The sequence below is a fragment of the Sphingomonas yabuuchiae genome, from assembly GCF_014199595.1.
GTDB classification, from domain to species: domain Bacteria; phylum Pseudomonadota; class Alphaproteobacteria; order Sphingomonadales; family Sphingomonadaceae; genus Sphingomonas; species Sphingomonas yabuuchiae.
Genome location: NZ_JACHNX010000009.1, coordinates 74,910 through 88,978, shown reverse-complemented (window position 1 = coordinate 88,978; position 14,069 = coordinate 74,910). Strand labels below are relative to the sequence as shown.

The 14,069-nt window shown below is 65.0% G+C and carries 9 protein-coding genes; 8 read left to right on the top strand and 1 reads right to left on the bottom strand.

Going from position 1 to position 14,069, the window contains the following annotated elements; translation table 11 throughout:
- Window positions 1-172 precede the first annotated feature (172 nt).
- Window positions 173-1,621 carry a S41 family peptidase gene (locus GGQ89_RS12325; protein WP_184105996.1) on the top strand — a complete coding sequence of 483 codons (1,449 nt, stop codon included), beginning with the start codon at window positions 173-175 and terminating at the stop codon, window positions 1,619-1,621.
- Window positions 1,622-1,819: 198 nt separating this feature from the next.
- On the opposite strand, the gene GGQ89_RS12320 is transcribed toward GGQ89_RS12325, so the two are convergent.
- On the bottom strand, window positions 1,820-2,644 hold the full coding sequence (locus GGQ89_RS12320) for a pirin family protein (protein WP_184105995.1): 825 nt from the start codon (window positions 2,642-2,644) through the stop codon (window positions 1,820-1,822).
- Window positions 2,645-2,839: 195 nt separating this feature from the next.
- Between GGQ89_RS12320 and GGQ89_RS12315 the strand changes: the two genes are divergently transcribed.
- The 7 genes from GGQ89_RS12315 to GGQ89_RS12285 all read left to right on the top strand — a co-directional run bounded on the left by GGQ89_RS12315 (window position 2,840) and on the right by GGQ89_RS12285 (window position 13,941).
- On the top strand, window positions 2,840-3,778 hold the full coding sequence (locus tag GGQ89_RS12315) for an outer membrane protein assembly factor BamD (protein WP_056431771.1): 939 nt from the start codon (window positions 2,840-2,842) through the stop codon (window positions 3,776-3,778).
- A 299-nt stretch (window positions 3,779-4,077) separates the two neighbouring features.
- Window positions 4,078-5,739, top strand: a complete 1,662-nt coding sequence (gene recN, locus GGQ89_RS12310; protein ID WP_184105994.1) for a DNA repair protein RecN — start codon at window positions 4,078-4,080, stop codon at window positions 5,737-5,739.
- A gap of 90 nt (window positions 5,740-5,829) precedes the next feature.
- Window positions 5,830-6,033: a hypothetical protein gene (locus GGQ89_RS12305; protein ID WP_076717257.1), complete on the top strand. Its 204-nt coding sequence runs from the start codon at window positions 5,830-5,832 to the stop codon at window positions 6,031-6,033.
- 66 nt (window positions 6,034-6,099) lie between these two features.
- The gene (gene ligA / locus GGQ89_RS12300; protein ID WP_184105993.1) at window positions 6,100-8,238 is read left to right on the top strand and encodes an NAD-dependent DNA ligase LigA; all 2,139 of its coding nucleotides are present in this window, start codon (window positions 6,100-6,102) and stop codon (window positions 8,236-8,238) included.
- 317 nt (window positions 8,239-8,555) lie between these two features.
- Window positions 8,556-11,903 (top strand): TonB-dependent receptor, encoded by a 3,348-nt coding sequence (locus tag GGQ89_RS12295; protein WP_184105992.1) that lies wholly within the window; start codon window positions 8,556-8,558, stop codon window positions 11,901-11,903.
- A gap of 104 nt (window positions 11,904-12,007) precedes the next feature.
- The gene (locus GGQ89_RS12290; protein ID WP_184105991.1) at window positions 12,008-13,147 is read left to right on the top strand and encodes a sensor histidine kinase; all 1,140 of its coding nucleotides are present in this window, start codon (window positions 12,008-12,010) and stop codon (window positions 13,145-13,147) included.
- The gene (locus tag GGQ89_RS12285) at window positions 13,144-13,941 is read left to right on the top strand and encodes a LytR/AlgR family response regulator transcription factor (protein WP_056431755.1); all 798 of its coding nucleotides are present in this window, start codon (window positions 13,144-13,146) and stop codon (window positions 13,939-13,941) included. The genes GGQ89_RS12290 and GGQ89_RS12285 overlap by 4 nt, the downstream gene beginning before the upstream one ends.
- Window positions 13,942-14,069 lie beyond the last annotated feature (128 nt).

Sequence of the window (14,069 nt, the reverse complement as noted above, 5' to 3'; positions counted from 1 at the left end):
CCGCCTATCGGTATTTTGTCGCAGACGTCATCCGCCTGAACCACGGCTTCGGTTTACAAGATCATAAACATGACCGCCAAGATATAGGCCATTCATCGACCCGACAGATCGGTCCTGACACAATTGTGATGATAAGCTATCCCCTTGATAGCTTTTGCGGGTGGGGGTTTCGATGAGCCGATTCGGACGTTTGGGTACGCTGCTGGCTCTGGCAGCGACCTTGGCGGGTTGTGGCGATGGCGGCGGTGGCAGCAGCAGCACGATCGGATCGAATAGCGGGGGCTCGGGCGGCGGGACGGCGACCGGCACGGTGGACAGCAGCTGTTCGCTGCGCAACCGGCAGAACTGGGTCTCGGCCCAGATGAACGAATGGTATCTCTTCCCGGATACCCTGCCCGCCTCGCTCGATCCGACGCCCTATACGACGGTCAGCGACTATATCGACGCACTGACCGCAACCGCGCGGGCGCAGCGCAAGGATCGTTACTTCACCTACATCACCTCGATCAAAGAAGAGAATGCCTATTACAGCTCGGGTGCCTCGGCAGGCTTCGGCTTTCGTCTGACCGCGGACTCGACCCAGTCCAAGCTGATGATCGCCGAGTCGTTCGAAAGCGGCGCAGCCCTCGCCGCCGGGATCGATCGCGGCACCACGATCCTGGGCATCGGCACGACCGCCTCGAACATCCAGTCGATCCAGGATATCGTCCGCGCCGATCCCAATAACGGATTGTCCAACGCGCTGGGTCCCGACACCGCGGGCACGACGCGCTTCTTCAACGTGGCGGACCCGTCGGGCGCGACACGCACCGTATCGCTGACCAAGTCGGCCTATACGCTTCAGCCGGTGTCGCCCAATTACGGAACGCAGATCATCACCGACAACGGCCGGCGCTATGGCTATGTCAATCTGCGCACCTTCATCAGCACCGCCGACCCGCAGCTGCGCGCCGCCTTCGCCTCGTTCAAGCAGCAGGGCATCACCCAGGTCATCGTCGACCTGCGCTATAATGGCGGCGGCAGCATCGATATCGCCGACCTGTTCAACAACCTGTTGGGCGGCAATCGCCAGACGTCGGACGTGATGGGCTATGTCGCCTTCCGCCCCAGCAAGTCGTCGAACGACGAGACGACCTATTTCGCGCCGCAGCCCGAATCGATCGTGCCCACCCGCCTCGCCTTTATCGGCACCGGCGGCACGGCCTCGGCCAGCGAACTCGTCCTGAACCGCACCCTGCCCTATATGGGCAGCAATACCGGGCTGATCGGCGCCAACACCTATGGCAAGCCGGTGGGCCAGATCGCGCGCGACAATGCCCAGTGCGACGACCGGCTGCGCGTCATCGCCCTGTCGATCCAGAATGCGAACCGGCAGGGCGATTATTATAACGGCCTGGCCGGCGTCGTACCCGCCAGCTGCCGCGCCAGCGACGACCTGACCCGCAAGATGGGCGACCCGCAGGAGGCGTCAACCCGCGCCGCGCTCGACTTCCTGCAGGGCAAGAGCTGCACCCCGATCAGCGCGACCGCGAGTGCACAAGCGGCGGGCGACGGCCCACGCAAGCTGCTCCAGCCCGAGCGGCCCTCGGTCGCCCAGCGCGACGTGCCTGGGTTGTTTTAAAATTTGATGCCAGCGCGTCTCAGCGCTGCAAGCCCCTCCCCTTCAGGGGAGGGGTTGGGGTGGGGCATCACCACGAACGGCACGCCTGCGGATGCGCCCCACCCCCATCCCCTCCCCTGAAGGGGAGGGGCTCGCGTTGATCCCACGCGAGGTCATCCTGATCTCAACTGCTCCCCGTGCCGGAGAGGGAAGGCCTTCTTACAGCCGCTGGGTACCCGCATAGGCGAACAGCGCGTCGCCGTCCGACGACAGCGAAATCGTCTCGGCGCCGGTCACGGTCAGGCACTGGCCCGCCTGGAACGCGACGCCCGCGACCTCGCCCGATCCGGTGATCGGGATCAGCCACGCGGTCCGCCCCTCGGGCAGAGCCACCGCATGCTCGCCCGCCGCCCAGCGTTCGAGCACGAATTTCGGCCCCTCGACCAGGATATCACGCCCCTCGCCCGCAGGTCCCGGCGAGACGATCGGCTGATACGGGGTCAGGTGCGCGACATCGACACCATCCTCCAGATGCAGCTCACGGTCGCTGCCATAGTCATAGAGGCGATAGGTGGTTTCGCTGTTCTGCTGCACCTCGATCACGGTCAGCCCGGCCCCAATCGCGTGGATCGTGCCCGAGGGGGCGTAATAGAAGTCGCCCTCCTTCACCGGCACCCAGTCCAGATCCGCCTCGACCGAGCCGTCGCGGGCGTCGGTGCGTAGCTGTTCCTTGGTCATCGGCGCCTTGGGACCCAGAGCGATGGTCGAATCGGGCTCGGCGGTCAGGATGGTCCAGCATTCGTCCTTGCCGCGCGGCAGGCCACGGGCCTGGGCCTGTTCGTCGTCCGGGTGGACCTGCACCGACAGCTTCTCGCTGGTGAACAGATATTTGATGAGCAGGTCGGGCGAGGTGTCGCCCGGCTCCTGGAACCATACCTCGCCGATGGGGGCGCCATCGGCCGGGGCGTCTTCGAACCCGGGATAGAGCGTGTGGCGGCCCCAGGGCTTTTCGACGCGGTGGGTGTGGAGCATCGTGGCGGGCATGGTCGTTCGATTCCTTCCGATCGGGCGACGGCAAAACCGTCGGGGCCATGGGGGCGTTCCCTGCCGCCCGGCCCGTCAAAGCCCCATGCCGCGAGCGCTATCAGGATGGCAAGTCGTCTCTCGTTGCGGCCTATCGTCGGGCGGCGTGCGGGAGGGACTGTTCCCCGCCCCAATGCTGCGCTAAGGACATGCGCGATGCGTTACCCCCGTTCCCGTGCGCTGTCGCTGGCGCTGATCGCCGCCATGGCCCTTCCGATCGCGGGTTGCGCCCGCAACCGTGCCCGCACCGACCTGCCCTATGTCGCGCGCGACGTCGGCACGCTGTACACGGCCGCCAAGAACCGGCTGGACCAGCATCGCTACAAGGAGGCGGCGCTGCTGTTCGACGAGGTGGAGCGTCAGCACCCCTATTCGATCTGGGCCCGCCGCGCACAGTTGATGAGCGCGTTCAGCTATTATCTGGGTCGCGATTATACCCAGTCGATCCAGTCGGCGCAGCGTTTCATCTCGGTCCATCCGGGCAACCGCGATGCGCCCTATGCCTATTATCTGATCGCGCTCGGCTATTACGAGCAGATCCAGGACGTGACCCGCGACCAGAAGATCACCCGCCAGGCGCTAGACGCGCTGGGTGAGCTGATGCGCCGCTATCCCAATTCCCGCTATGCGGCCGATGCGCGGTTGAAGGTCGATCTGGTCAACGATCACCTGGCGGGCAAGGAGATGGAGATCGGCCGCTTCTACGAGGACCGCCACCAGTGGCTGGCCGCGTCGATGCGTTTCCGCACCGTCGTCGACAAGTACCAGACCACCAGCCACACGCCCGAGGCGCTGATGCGCCTGGTCGAGGCCTATCTGGCACTGGGCGTACGCCCCGAGGCCGAGCGCTCCGCCGCCGTGCTGGGCGCCAATTATCCGGGCAGCGACTGGTATAACCGCGCCTATAAGCTGATGCGCGAATATCCGGTGCAGCCGATCGCCCCGATCCAGCCCGGCCAGCCCGTGGTGCCGACCGGCACGCCGGGTTCGGTCAATATCGGCCTGCCCGGTGGCGGCGGCAGCACCGCCACGCCGAGCGCGGCGGCGCCGGGGCGTCCGACCCCGACGGGCAACAACAGCTCGCCGACGGGGTGAGTTTTCCATGAATTTCCCCTCTCCCCTGGACAGGGGAGAGGGTTAGCGCAGCTTGCCAGCCTGCTGGCTAGCGCAGCTTGGGTGAGGGGTTGAGCGAGCCAAAGGCTCGCGCGCTCTTCGAGCGCTTCACCCCTCACCCAGCTCCGACTAGGCCTTTGCTTTCGCAAAGACCAAGTCTGCGCAACCCTCTCCCCTCGATGAGGGGCGAGGGAAGGAATGTAGACGCTCCGAACAAATCGGGATCATTTTTCCCCGCGGGGGGATAACATCCGCCCCCGTTTCGCTTTATATCGCGCGCCATGCTGACCGCGCTGTCCATTCGTGATGTCGTCCTGATCGAGGCTCTGGACCTGGATTTCGGCCGGGGCCTGGGCGTCCTGACCGGTGAGACCGGGGCGGGCAAGTCGATCCTGCTCGACGCGCTGGGCCTGGCGCTGGGCGGACGTGGCGACAGCGGGCTGGTCCGTCATGGCGCAGGCCAGGCCATCGTCACCGCCAGCTTCGAGCCCCCTTCCCCCGACAGCCGCCTCGCCACCATTCTCGACGAGGCCGGGATCGATATCGAACCGGGCGAGCCGTTGATCGTCCGCCGCCAGGTGAAGGCCGATGGCGGCAGCCGGGGCTTCGTCAACAGCCAGCCCGCCTCGGCCGCCCTGCTCCGCGAGATCGCGCCCTATCTGGTCGAAATCCACGGCCAGCATGACGATCGCGGCCTGCTGAATCCGCGCGGCCACCGGACGATGCTCGACAGCTTCGGACGGATCGATACGAGTGCGGTCGCCGCCGCTTGGGCACGCTATCGCGAGGCCGAAGCCGCGCTGACCGCTGCGCGCGAAGAGATCGAAACGGCGGCGCGCGATCGCGAATGGCTGGAACACACGGTCGCCGAACTGACCAAGCTTGCCCCCGAGCCCGGCGAGGAAGAGGCGCTGGCCGATCGCCGCCGCACCATGCAGCGGTCGGAAAAGATTGCGGGCGAACTGGGCGCGATCGACGAGCATCTGCAAGGCTCCGACGGCGCGCTGGCGGGTCTTCGTCAGGCCGCGCGCGTATTGGAGCGGATCGGCGAGGATCACCCCGCCCTCGCCGAAGCACTGGCCGCGATCGATCGTGCGGTGATCGAGGCGTCGCTGGCCGAGGAGCGGCTGTTCGAGGCGCAGCGCGAACTCGCCTATGATCCGCGTGCGCTGGAAGAGGACGAAGCCCGGCTGTTCGAGTTGCGCGGCATGGCGCGCAAGCACCGCGTCCAGCCCGACGACCTTGCCGACCTGACCGAGCAGTTGCGCGGGCGGCTGGAGCGGCTGGACGCGGGCGAGGAAGGCATAGGCCGACTGGAAGCGGCGGTTGCGACCGCGCGCGCCGCTTATGACAAGGCCGCTGCCAAGGTCACCGCCGCCCGCACGGCCGCCGCCGAACGGTTGGACCAGGCGGTGAAGGGCGAGCTGGCCCCGCTGAAACTGGACGCCGCGCGGTTCCGCACCATCGTCGCGGCCCTCGAACCCTCGGGCTGGTCGGCGGCGGGCAAGGACCGGGTGGAGTTCGAGATTTCGACCAACCCCGGCGCGCCCTTTGCCCCGCTCATGAAGATTGCCAGCGGCGGCGAATTGTCGCGCTTCATCCTGGCACTGAAGGTCGCGCTGGCTGAGGAAGGCGGCGCGACGACGATGATCTTCGACGAAATCGATCGCGGCGTCGGCGGCGCGGTGGCGTCTGCCATCGGCGACCGGCTTCACCGGCTGGCGGGACGCACCCAGTTGCTGGTCGTCACCCACAGCCCGCAGGTGGCGGCGCGCGGTGCCGCGCATCTGCTGATCGCCAAGAGCCATGACGGCACCGTTACCCGAACCGGGGTTCGCGCCCTGAGCGACGCGGAACGCCGCGAGGAAATCGCCCGTATGCTGTCCGGCGCCACCATCACCGACGAAGCGCGCGCGCAGGCCGATCGGTTGCTGGAATCCTGACAGAATTTTCTAGGAAGTTATTTCATATCTGATATGCTCTATCACCAACGAGGATGTTGGGCTGTCCCCGGATTGTGATGGATCTATCGGATGTCGAATAATTTCGCCTCTGCCGCTCCGATTGCCGATACAAACGATATGACCGTGCTCGTCGGCCATCTTCATTCTTGTCTCGCGCTGGCGGACAAGCTCGACCTGCCGATGGTGGCGATCCACATCGAACAGGCGCGCAGCCTGATGACGGATCAGGCTCGGGGACCTGAAAACGAGCGCGCGGCGGACGCGCTTTCCTGACTTGCGTGGAACGGGTCGGCCGCTACGGCTTGATCCCGCCGTCACCGCTGGACTAGCACGGGCGGCGTGACCGCACCTCAGACCCTGCCCCAGACCGATCTCGAAGCCGCCGCCGAGCTGAACAGCCTCGCCCGCGAGATCGCCCATCACAACCGCCTCTATCACACCGAGGACGCGCCCGAGATTTCGGATGCGGATTATGACGCGCTGGTCCGCCGCAACACCGCGATCGAGGCCGCCTTTCCGCATCTGATCCGCAGCGATTCGCCCAATAGCCAGGTCGGCGCCGCCCCCGCCGCGCATCTGGCCAAGGTGCCGCACGCCCGGCCGATGACCAGCCTGGACAATGCCTTTACCGACGAGGAGGTCGAGGAGTTCGTCGGCCGCGTCCGCCGCTATCTGAAGCTGCCCGAGGACGAGCCCGTCACCCTGACCGCCGAGCCCAAGATCGACGGCCTGTCCTGCTCGCTCCGCTATGTCGACGGGCGGCTGGTCCAGGCGCTGACCCGCGGTGACGGCGCGATCGGCGAGGACGTGACCGAGAATGTCCGTACCATCGCCGATATTCCCCAAGCACTGCCCGACGACGCGCCGCAGGTCTTCGAGGTGCGCGGCGAGGTCTATATGAGCAAGGCCGATTTCGCCGCGCTCAACGCCCGTCTGGCGCAGGAAGCCGCCGAGACGGGCAAGGAAGCCCGCCAGTTCGCCAATCCGCGCAACGCCGCCGCCGGATCGCTGCGCCAGAAGAACCCTGCGATCACCGCCGGGCGCCCGTTGCGCTTTCTGGCGCATGGCTGGGGCGAGGCGAGCGCGGTGCCGGTCGAGACCCAGTTCGACATGGTGGCGGCGTGGCGCCGCTGGGGCTTTCCCATCGCCGATGCCTTTGCCCGCGTGCCCGATGCCAGTGCCGCGCTGGCCATCTATCGCACCATCGAGGCGCAGCGCGCCGACCTACCCTTCGACATCGACGGCGTGGTCTACAAGGTCGACCGACTCGACTGGCAAGCGCGACTGGGGATCGTCGGGCGCACCCCGCGCTGGGCGATCGCGCACAAATTCCCGGCCGAGCGCGCCCAGACCACGCTGGAGAAGATCGATATCCAGGTCGGCCGCACCGGCGCGCTGACCCCCGTCGCACGGCTGGAACCGGTGACGGTCGGCGGGGTCGTCGTGACGAACGCCACGCTGCACAATGCCGACGAGATCGAGCGGCTGGGCGTCCGCCCCGGCGACCGCGTGGTCCTGCAACGCGCGGGCGACGTCATTCCGCAGATCGTCGAGAACCTCACCCGCGAGACGCCGCGCGACCCCTTCATCTTTCCCGACCATTGCCCCGAATGCGGCAGCCTGGCGACGCGCGAGGAGGGCGAGGTCGTCATCCGCTGCACCGGCGGCCTGATCTGCCCGGCGCAGCGCGTGGAACGCCTGATCCACTTCGTCTCGCGTCACGCCTTCGACATCACCGGGTTGGGGCTGGTGCGGGTCGAGGAATTCTTCCGCGACGGCCTGATCGCCTCGCCCGCGGACATTTTCCGCCTTCACCAGCATCGCGAAGCGCTGATCCAGCGCGAGCGCATGTCGGAACTGGTCGTCGACAAGCTGCTCGCCGCCATCGACGCGCGGCGCGACATATCGCTCGACCGCTTCCTCTTCGCGCTGGGCATCCGCCATGTCGGTGAGATCACCGCACGCGACCTGGCCCGCCGCTTCGTCTCGATGGCGGGCTTCCGCGCGATGATCGACGCCGCGCTGACGGTCCGAGCCGAAACCGTCCCCGCGCTGGGCGAACCCGACCGCAAGTTCGAGCTTCGCCGCCAGCGCGCCATCGTGGCCGCCATCGACACACCCCAGATCGGCCCCGAAGTCGCCGACGCACTGCTCGACTTCTTTGCCGAAGCGCATAACCGCGACGTCGTCGACGACCTCCTGAGCGAGGTCACGCCCGCCGACACCGTCCACCAGACCCGCGAGTCTGAGGTCACCGGCAAGACCCTGGTCTTCACCGGCACGCTCGAAACCCTGTCGCGCGACGAGGCCAAGGCGCAGGCCGAAGCGCTGGGCGCGCGCGTATCGGGATCGGTCTCCGCCAAGACCGACCTCGTCATCGCCGGGCCGGGCGCCGGATCGAAGCTGAAAAAGGCGCAGGATCTGGGCATCCGGGTGATCGACGAAGCCGCCTGGAACGATCTGGTCGCCGCAAGCTGAGCATGGTGGAATCGTGACCGAGACGTCACGATTCCGGTCTTGCCCGATACGCCCCAGCGGGGTTCACGCCCCCGCCCAACGCCACCGAACTGCGCAAGCGATGCGAAAATTTCAACGTCGAATGAAGGCTATACGGCTGTTACCGCTCCCATAACCGTTGCCAAACTGCAACGCCCGCCAACGGAGTGAAAGCCCCCCTGTCCCCGCCCCGTTCTTTGTAACATAACGGCAATGTTCGTAGCGCAGGGCACGCTCAACCGAGCCGCACAAGCGGCCGGAACGCGCCGCTTCGCGCGCGAAAAGGGGACCTTTAATTTATGCGTAATTCGCTTTTCCTGGGCGCGGCCGTCGTCGCGCTCGCCATTCCGGCGGCGGCTGCCGCACAGGAAACGACGTCGTCGATCCGCGGCAACGTGACCGCCAACGGCGCGCCGGTCGCAGGCGCGACGATCACCATCGTCAACGTTCCCTCGGGCACCACGACCTCGACGGTTTCGGGTGCGGACGGTTCGTTCTCGTCGACCGGCCTGCGCGTCGGCGGGCCTTTCACCGTCACCGTCTCGGCTCCCGGCTACCCGGAAACCCGCGTCACGGACATCTTCACCGTGACCAGCCTTCCCTATGAACTGCCGGTCGAGCTGGCCGCTGAGGGACAGACGGGCGGCGACATCGTCGTGACGGCTTCGTCGATCGCGGGTGCGGGCAGCAAGAGCCTGGGTCCGGTTACCGTGCTGACCGCCGCCGACATCGCCAAGGTGGCCAGCGTCAATCGCGACATCCGCGATCTGATGCGCCGCGATCCCTTCGCACGCCTCGACTATGCCTCGGGTTCGGGCCGCGCCGTCTCGTTCGCAGGTCAGAATGCGCGCTTCAACCGCTTCTCGGTGGACGGCGTGCCGATCACCGACAATTTCGGCCTGAACCCCGACGGCCTGCCGACCCGCCGCAGCCCCGTGCCGCTGGATGCCATCGGCCAGTTCCAGACCAAGGTCGCGCCCTATGACGTGCGCGAAGGCAATTTCCAGGGCGGCGCGATCAACGCCATCCTGAAGTCCGGTACCAACAGCTTCCACGGCACCGGCTTCTACTCGTATTCGTCGAACAAGCTGACCGGCAACGAAACCAAGGCGGGCCCTGGCGTTCCCGACGGCCGCGTCACGCTGCCCCCCTTCAAGATCCAGAATTTCGGCGCCGAACTGTCGGGTCCGATCATCAAGGACAAGCTGTTCTTCATGGTCGCCGGTGAGCGCATCCGCGCGGGCACCCCGATCGTCGAGGGCACGGCCGAGAACAATGCGGGCACGGTCATCCCGAATATCGGTGGCGCCAATGGCCTGCTGACCAATGCCGTCGTCGATCAGATTTCGGCGATCGCGAAGTCGCGCTATAACTATAACACCGGCGGCATCCTGAACAATTCGCAGGACAGCGACGACCGTCTGACCGCACGTATCGACGCCAACCTGTCCGACACGCAGCGCGCGTCGCTGACCTATCTCTACACCAAGGACTCGATCCGCTATAATCAGAACACCACGGTCACCGGGCCGGGTCTGGGCCTGGAATCGAACGGCTATACCGGCAGCAATCGCCTGCATACCGGCGTGTTCCAGCTGAACAGCGATTGGTCGGACGAATTCTCGACCGAATTCCGCGCTTTCTACAAGGACTATAAGCGCGGCCAGGATCCGGTTCTGGGTCGCGGCTTCGCCCAGTTCCAGGTTTGCGCGGCACCGGATTCGGATCGTTCCAACCCCGGATCGGCGGGGTCGAATGCGTCGACTACCTGCGCGCCCGGCTATGCCTCGATCTATTTCGGCCCGGACATCTCGCGCCAGTCGAACGCGCTGACCAGCCGCACCTATGGCGGCTTGCTCCAGGGTCGCCTGAACCGCGACAATCATGACCTGCGTATCTTCGCCGATTTCCAGGACACGAAGATCGTCAACGTCTTCCTGCAGCGTTCGGCGGGCGACTATTATTTCGACTCGATTGCCGATTTCCAGGCGGGCAATGCCCAGCGTCTGCGCTATCAGAATGCGGTTCCCAGCCTGAACCCGATCGATGCGGCAGCCCGTTTCCGTTATCAGTCCTATGCCTTTGGTATTCAGGACAATTGGCGGATCACCGACTGGTTCAGCCTGGATTACGGCATCCGCTATGACGTATACGGTGGCCATAGCCGTCCGGCCTTCAACCAGAACTTCTTCAACCGCCTCGGCTATGCGAACACCGCCTATATCAGTGGTCGCGGCATCGCCCAGCCGCGTATCGGCTTCGAACTGCGTCCGACCAAGGACCTGTCGGTCCGTGGCGGCGTCGGCATCTTCTCGGGCGGCTCGCCGGACGTCTATATCTCGAACAGCTTCTCGAACACTGGTTTCCTGTCGAACACCATCGACATTCGCCAGAACAATGACGGCAGCTATGCGGGCACCGGCCTGCCCGCGGGCGTCGGTGCAGCCGCGCTGACCAACGTCAACGGCACGCAAATTCCGGGGGTCGTGAACAACTATCTGAACGCTGGCCAGGTATCGTCCACCTCGTCGACCAACGCGTTGAGCCCCAACTTCAAGCTACCATCGCAGTGGCGTTCGACCCTGTCGTTCGACTATGCGCCGGAAGCGCTGGGCGGATTCAACTTCGGTGCCGACTTCTTCTACTCGAAGGTGCGCAACCAGGTGTTCTTCACCGATGCGCGCGTCGTGCCGACCGCGCTGCGTACGCCCGATGGCCGCGTCCGTTACGCGTCGCTGACCTCGTTCGGCGACACGAATTCGGACATCATCCTGACCAACACGACCCGTGGTCGCAGCTACATTGCGGTGGCGCGTGTCGACAAGACGTTCGACCTGGGCCTGAATCTGGGCGCCAGCTTCACCTATCAGGACATCAAGGATCAGGCTCCGGCTACCTCATCGGTTGCCAGTTCCAACTACAGCAACGGCGCGTTCCTTGATCCGAACGGCGCGGCCTATGGCATCTCGAACGAGCAGGTGAAGTACAATATCAAGTACAACCTGACTTTCGAGCGCGCCTTCTTCGGCGACTACAAGACCACCTTTGCGCTGTTCGGTGAAACCCGCATCGGCCGTCCGTACAGCTGGACCATGCAGGACGCCTCGAACCAGCGCAGCCCGGTCTTCGGGACGATCGGTTCGTCCAGCCGTTATCTGCTGTACGTACCGACCGGTCTGGACGATGCGCGTGTGTCGTATGACAGCACTGCAACGCGTGACACTTTCAACGCGCTGGTCAATTCGACGGGTCTATCGAAGTATCGCGGCCAGATCGCGCCGCGCAACGCGTTCAATTCCAAGTGGTTCACCAAGATCGATCTGCACTTGGCGCAGGAAGTCCCGACGGGTCTGGGCGCATCGCGCATCCAGGTCTTCATGGACATCGAGAACTTCGCCAACCTGCTCAACAAGAAATGGGGTCAGCTGCGTCAGTACAGCTTCCCCTACACGCAGGCGGCGGTGCGCGTGCAGTGTCTGACCGCACCGGTCGCCACGGGCGTAACGAACAACGCAGCGGTCGCCACCAACTCGGGCCAAGCCTGCGCCCAGTATCGCTATCTGGCACCGAACACGACGCCCACCGACACGATTTCGTCGCAGGAGTCGCTCTACCAGATCCGCATCGGCGCGCGCTTCAGCTTCTAAGGCGAAGCGCGACGCCCTTCGGGCTGCGGGGCCGTCCCTCCTTCGGGAGGGGCGGCCCTTCTTTTTTGCCCTTCCCCCATAGGCCGTGTAGATGTCGCCCGGCCATGGCCAGTCATTCGCCCGCCGCGACGTCCCCCGCTTCGCCCCCCGCCTCCGATCCCCTGTCGGTACGGCCATTTTTCGAGAACAAGGCGCGTGCCTTCTGGACGCTGCAGGCGGCCGGGTGGTCGGGCTATCTGGTGCTGCGATCGGTGGTCGGCATCTCCAACGGCTTTTCGCTGGAGAAGATCATTCCCGTGATCATCGAGGCGATCCTGGGCTATTGCATCACCCTGCTGCTCTCGACGCTGTACGGCTATTACCGGCGCATCCCGCGCATCATGGGGGTGTTCCTGACGCTGGCGACGTTGGCGGCGGCGACGTTCCTGTACGCCGCGCTCAATGCCTTTTCCTTTTCGTTCATCACCACGACCCAGCCGGGCGTCACCGTCACCCTGCTGATCGGCAATCTGTTCATCACCTTCGTGGTGCTGGCGGGATGGTCAGCATTGTATTTCGCGATCAACTATTATCTGATCGTCGAGAGCCAGATCGATGAGATGCGCGCCTTGGAGCTCCAGGCCTCGACCGCGCAGCTGGCGATGCTGCGCTATCAACTGAACCCGCATTTCCTGTTCAACACGCTGAACTCGATCTCGACGCTGGTGCTGCTGAAACAGACCGAGCGCGCCAATGCGATGTTAAGCCGGCTGTCAGCCTTCCTCCGCTACACCCTGGCCAATGAGCCGACCGCGCATGTCACCGTGGCGCAAGAGGTTGAAACGCTGAAACTCTATCTCGAAATCGAAAAGATGCGCTTCGAAGACCGCCTGCGTCCCAGTTTCGAGATCGACCCGCGGGCGGAGCGCGCGCGCCTGCCCTCGCTGCTGCTGCAACCGCTGGTCGAGAATGCCATCAAATACGCCGTCACGCCGCAGGAGGAAGGCGCGGAAATCCGCGTCGATGTGCGACTGGTCGGGCAACGGGTGCGGATCGCCGTATCCGACACCGGCCCCGGCTTGCACGAAATCCGTCATTCCTCAAGCGTTTCGACCGGCGTTGGACTGTCCAATATCCGCGAACGGCTGGCCCAGGCTTATGGCTCGGACCACCGTTTCGAATCCCGCTCCGCGCCGGCTGGCGGATTCTCGGTGGAGATCGAGATCCCCTTCCAGCTTGAGAATGTGAACAGAGAGGCCGCATGACCATCCGTACCATCCTCGTCGACGACGAGCCCCTGGCGATCCAGGGCATGGAGCTTCGGCTCCAGGCGCACGACGACGTCGAGATCATCGAGCGTTGCTCGAACGGGCGCGAGGCGATCCGCGCGATCAAGACGCACAAACCCGACCTCGTTTTTCTCGACATCCAGATGCCCGGTTTCGACGGCTTTTCGGTGGTCCAGGGCCTGATGGAGGTCGAGCCGCCGTTGTTCGTCTTCGTCACCGCCTATTCCGACCACGCCCTGCGTGCGTTCGAGGCGCAGGCGGTCGACTATCTGATGAAGCCGGTCGAAGAAGCGCGTCTTGCCGATACGCTGGACCGGGTTCGCCAGCGCCTGAACGAGAAGCGCGGCGCGGGCGAGGTCGAGAAGCTGAAGGAAGTGCTCGCCGAACACGCCCCCGACGCGGTGACCGACCTGAGCGAGGGTGGCGAAGTGGCGTCGAGCCGGTTCGAAAAGCTCATCAACATCAAGGATCGCGGCCAGATTTTCCGCGTCGATGTCGACACGATCGAAATGATCGAGGCGGCGGGCGATTACATGGTCATCAACACCGGCGACAATTCGCTGGTCCTGCGCGAGACGATGAAGGATCTGGAAAAGCGACTCGACCCGCGCCGGTTCCAGCGGGTGCACCGGTCGACCATCGTGAACCTGGACCTGGTCAAGCAGGTGAAGCCGCATACCAATGGCGAATGCTTCCTGCTGCTCGAATCGGGTGCGCAGGTGAAGGTGTCACGCAGCTACCGCGACGTGGTGGCGCGGTTCGTTCACTGATAACCGATTCCTCCCCTGCAAGGGGAGGTGGCAGGCCAAAGGCCTGACGGAGGGGTGTCCCGCTATCGAGGGCGGGGATACCCCTCCCCATGCTACGCATGGTCCCCCTCCCCTTACAGGGGAGGAAT

Excerpts from the sequence above, each read along its gene's own strand:
- GGQ89_RS12285 (WP_056431755.1), top strand. The coding sequence starts at position 13,144 with ATGACCATCCGTACCATCCTCGTCGACGACGAGCCCCTGGCGATCCAG.
- GGQ89_RS12325 (WP_184105996.1), top strand. The coding sequence starts at position 173 with ATGAGCCGATTCGGACGTTTGGGTACGCTGCTGGCTCTGGCAGCGACC.
- GGQ89_RS12320 (WP_184105995.1), bottom strand. The coding sequence starts at position 2,644 with ATGCCCGCCACGATGCTCCACACCCACCGCGTCGAAAAGCCCTGGGGC.
- GGQ89_RS12295 (WP_184105992.1), top strand. The coding sequence starts at position 8,556 with ATGCGTAATTCGCTTTTCCTGGGCGCGGCCGTCGTCGCGCTCGCCATT.
- GGQ89_RS12305 (WP_076717257.1), top strand. The coding sequence starts at position 5,830 with ATGTCGAATAATTTCGCCTCTGCCGCTCCGATTGCCGATACAAACGAT.
- GGQ89_RS12290 (WP_184105991.1), top strand. The coding sequence starts at position 12,008 with ATGGCCAGTCATTCGCCCGCCGCGACGTCCCCCGCTTCGCCCCCCGCC.
- GGQ89_RS12315 (WP_056431771.1), top strand. The coding sequence starts at position 2,840 with ATGCGTTACCCCCGTTCCCGTGCGCTGTCGCTGGCGCTGATCGCCGCC.
- recN (WP_184105994.1), top strand. The coding sequence starts at position 4,078 with ATGCTGACCGCGCTGTCCATTCGTGATGTCGTCCTGATCGAGGCTCTG.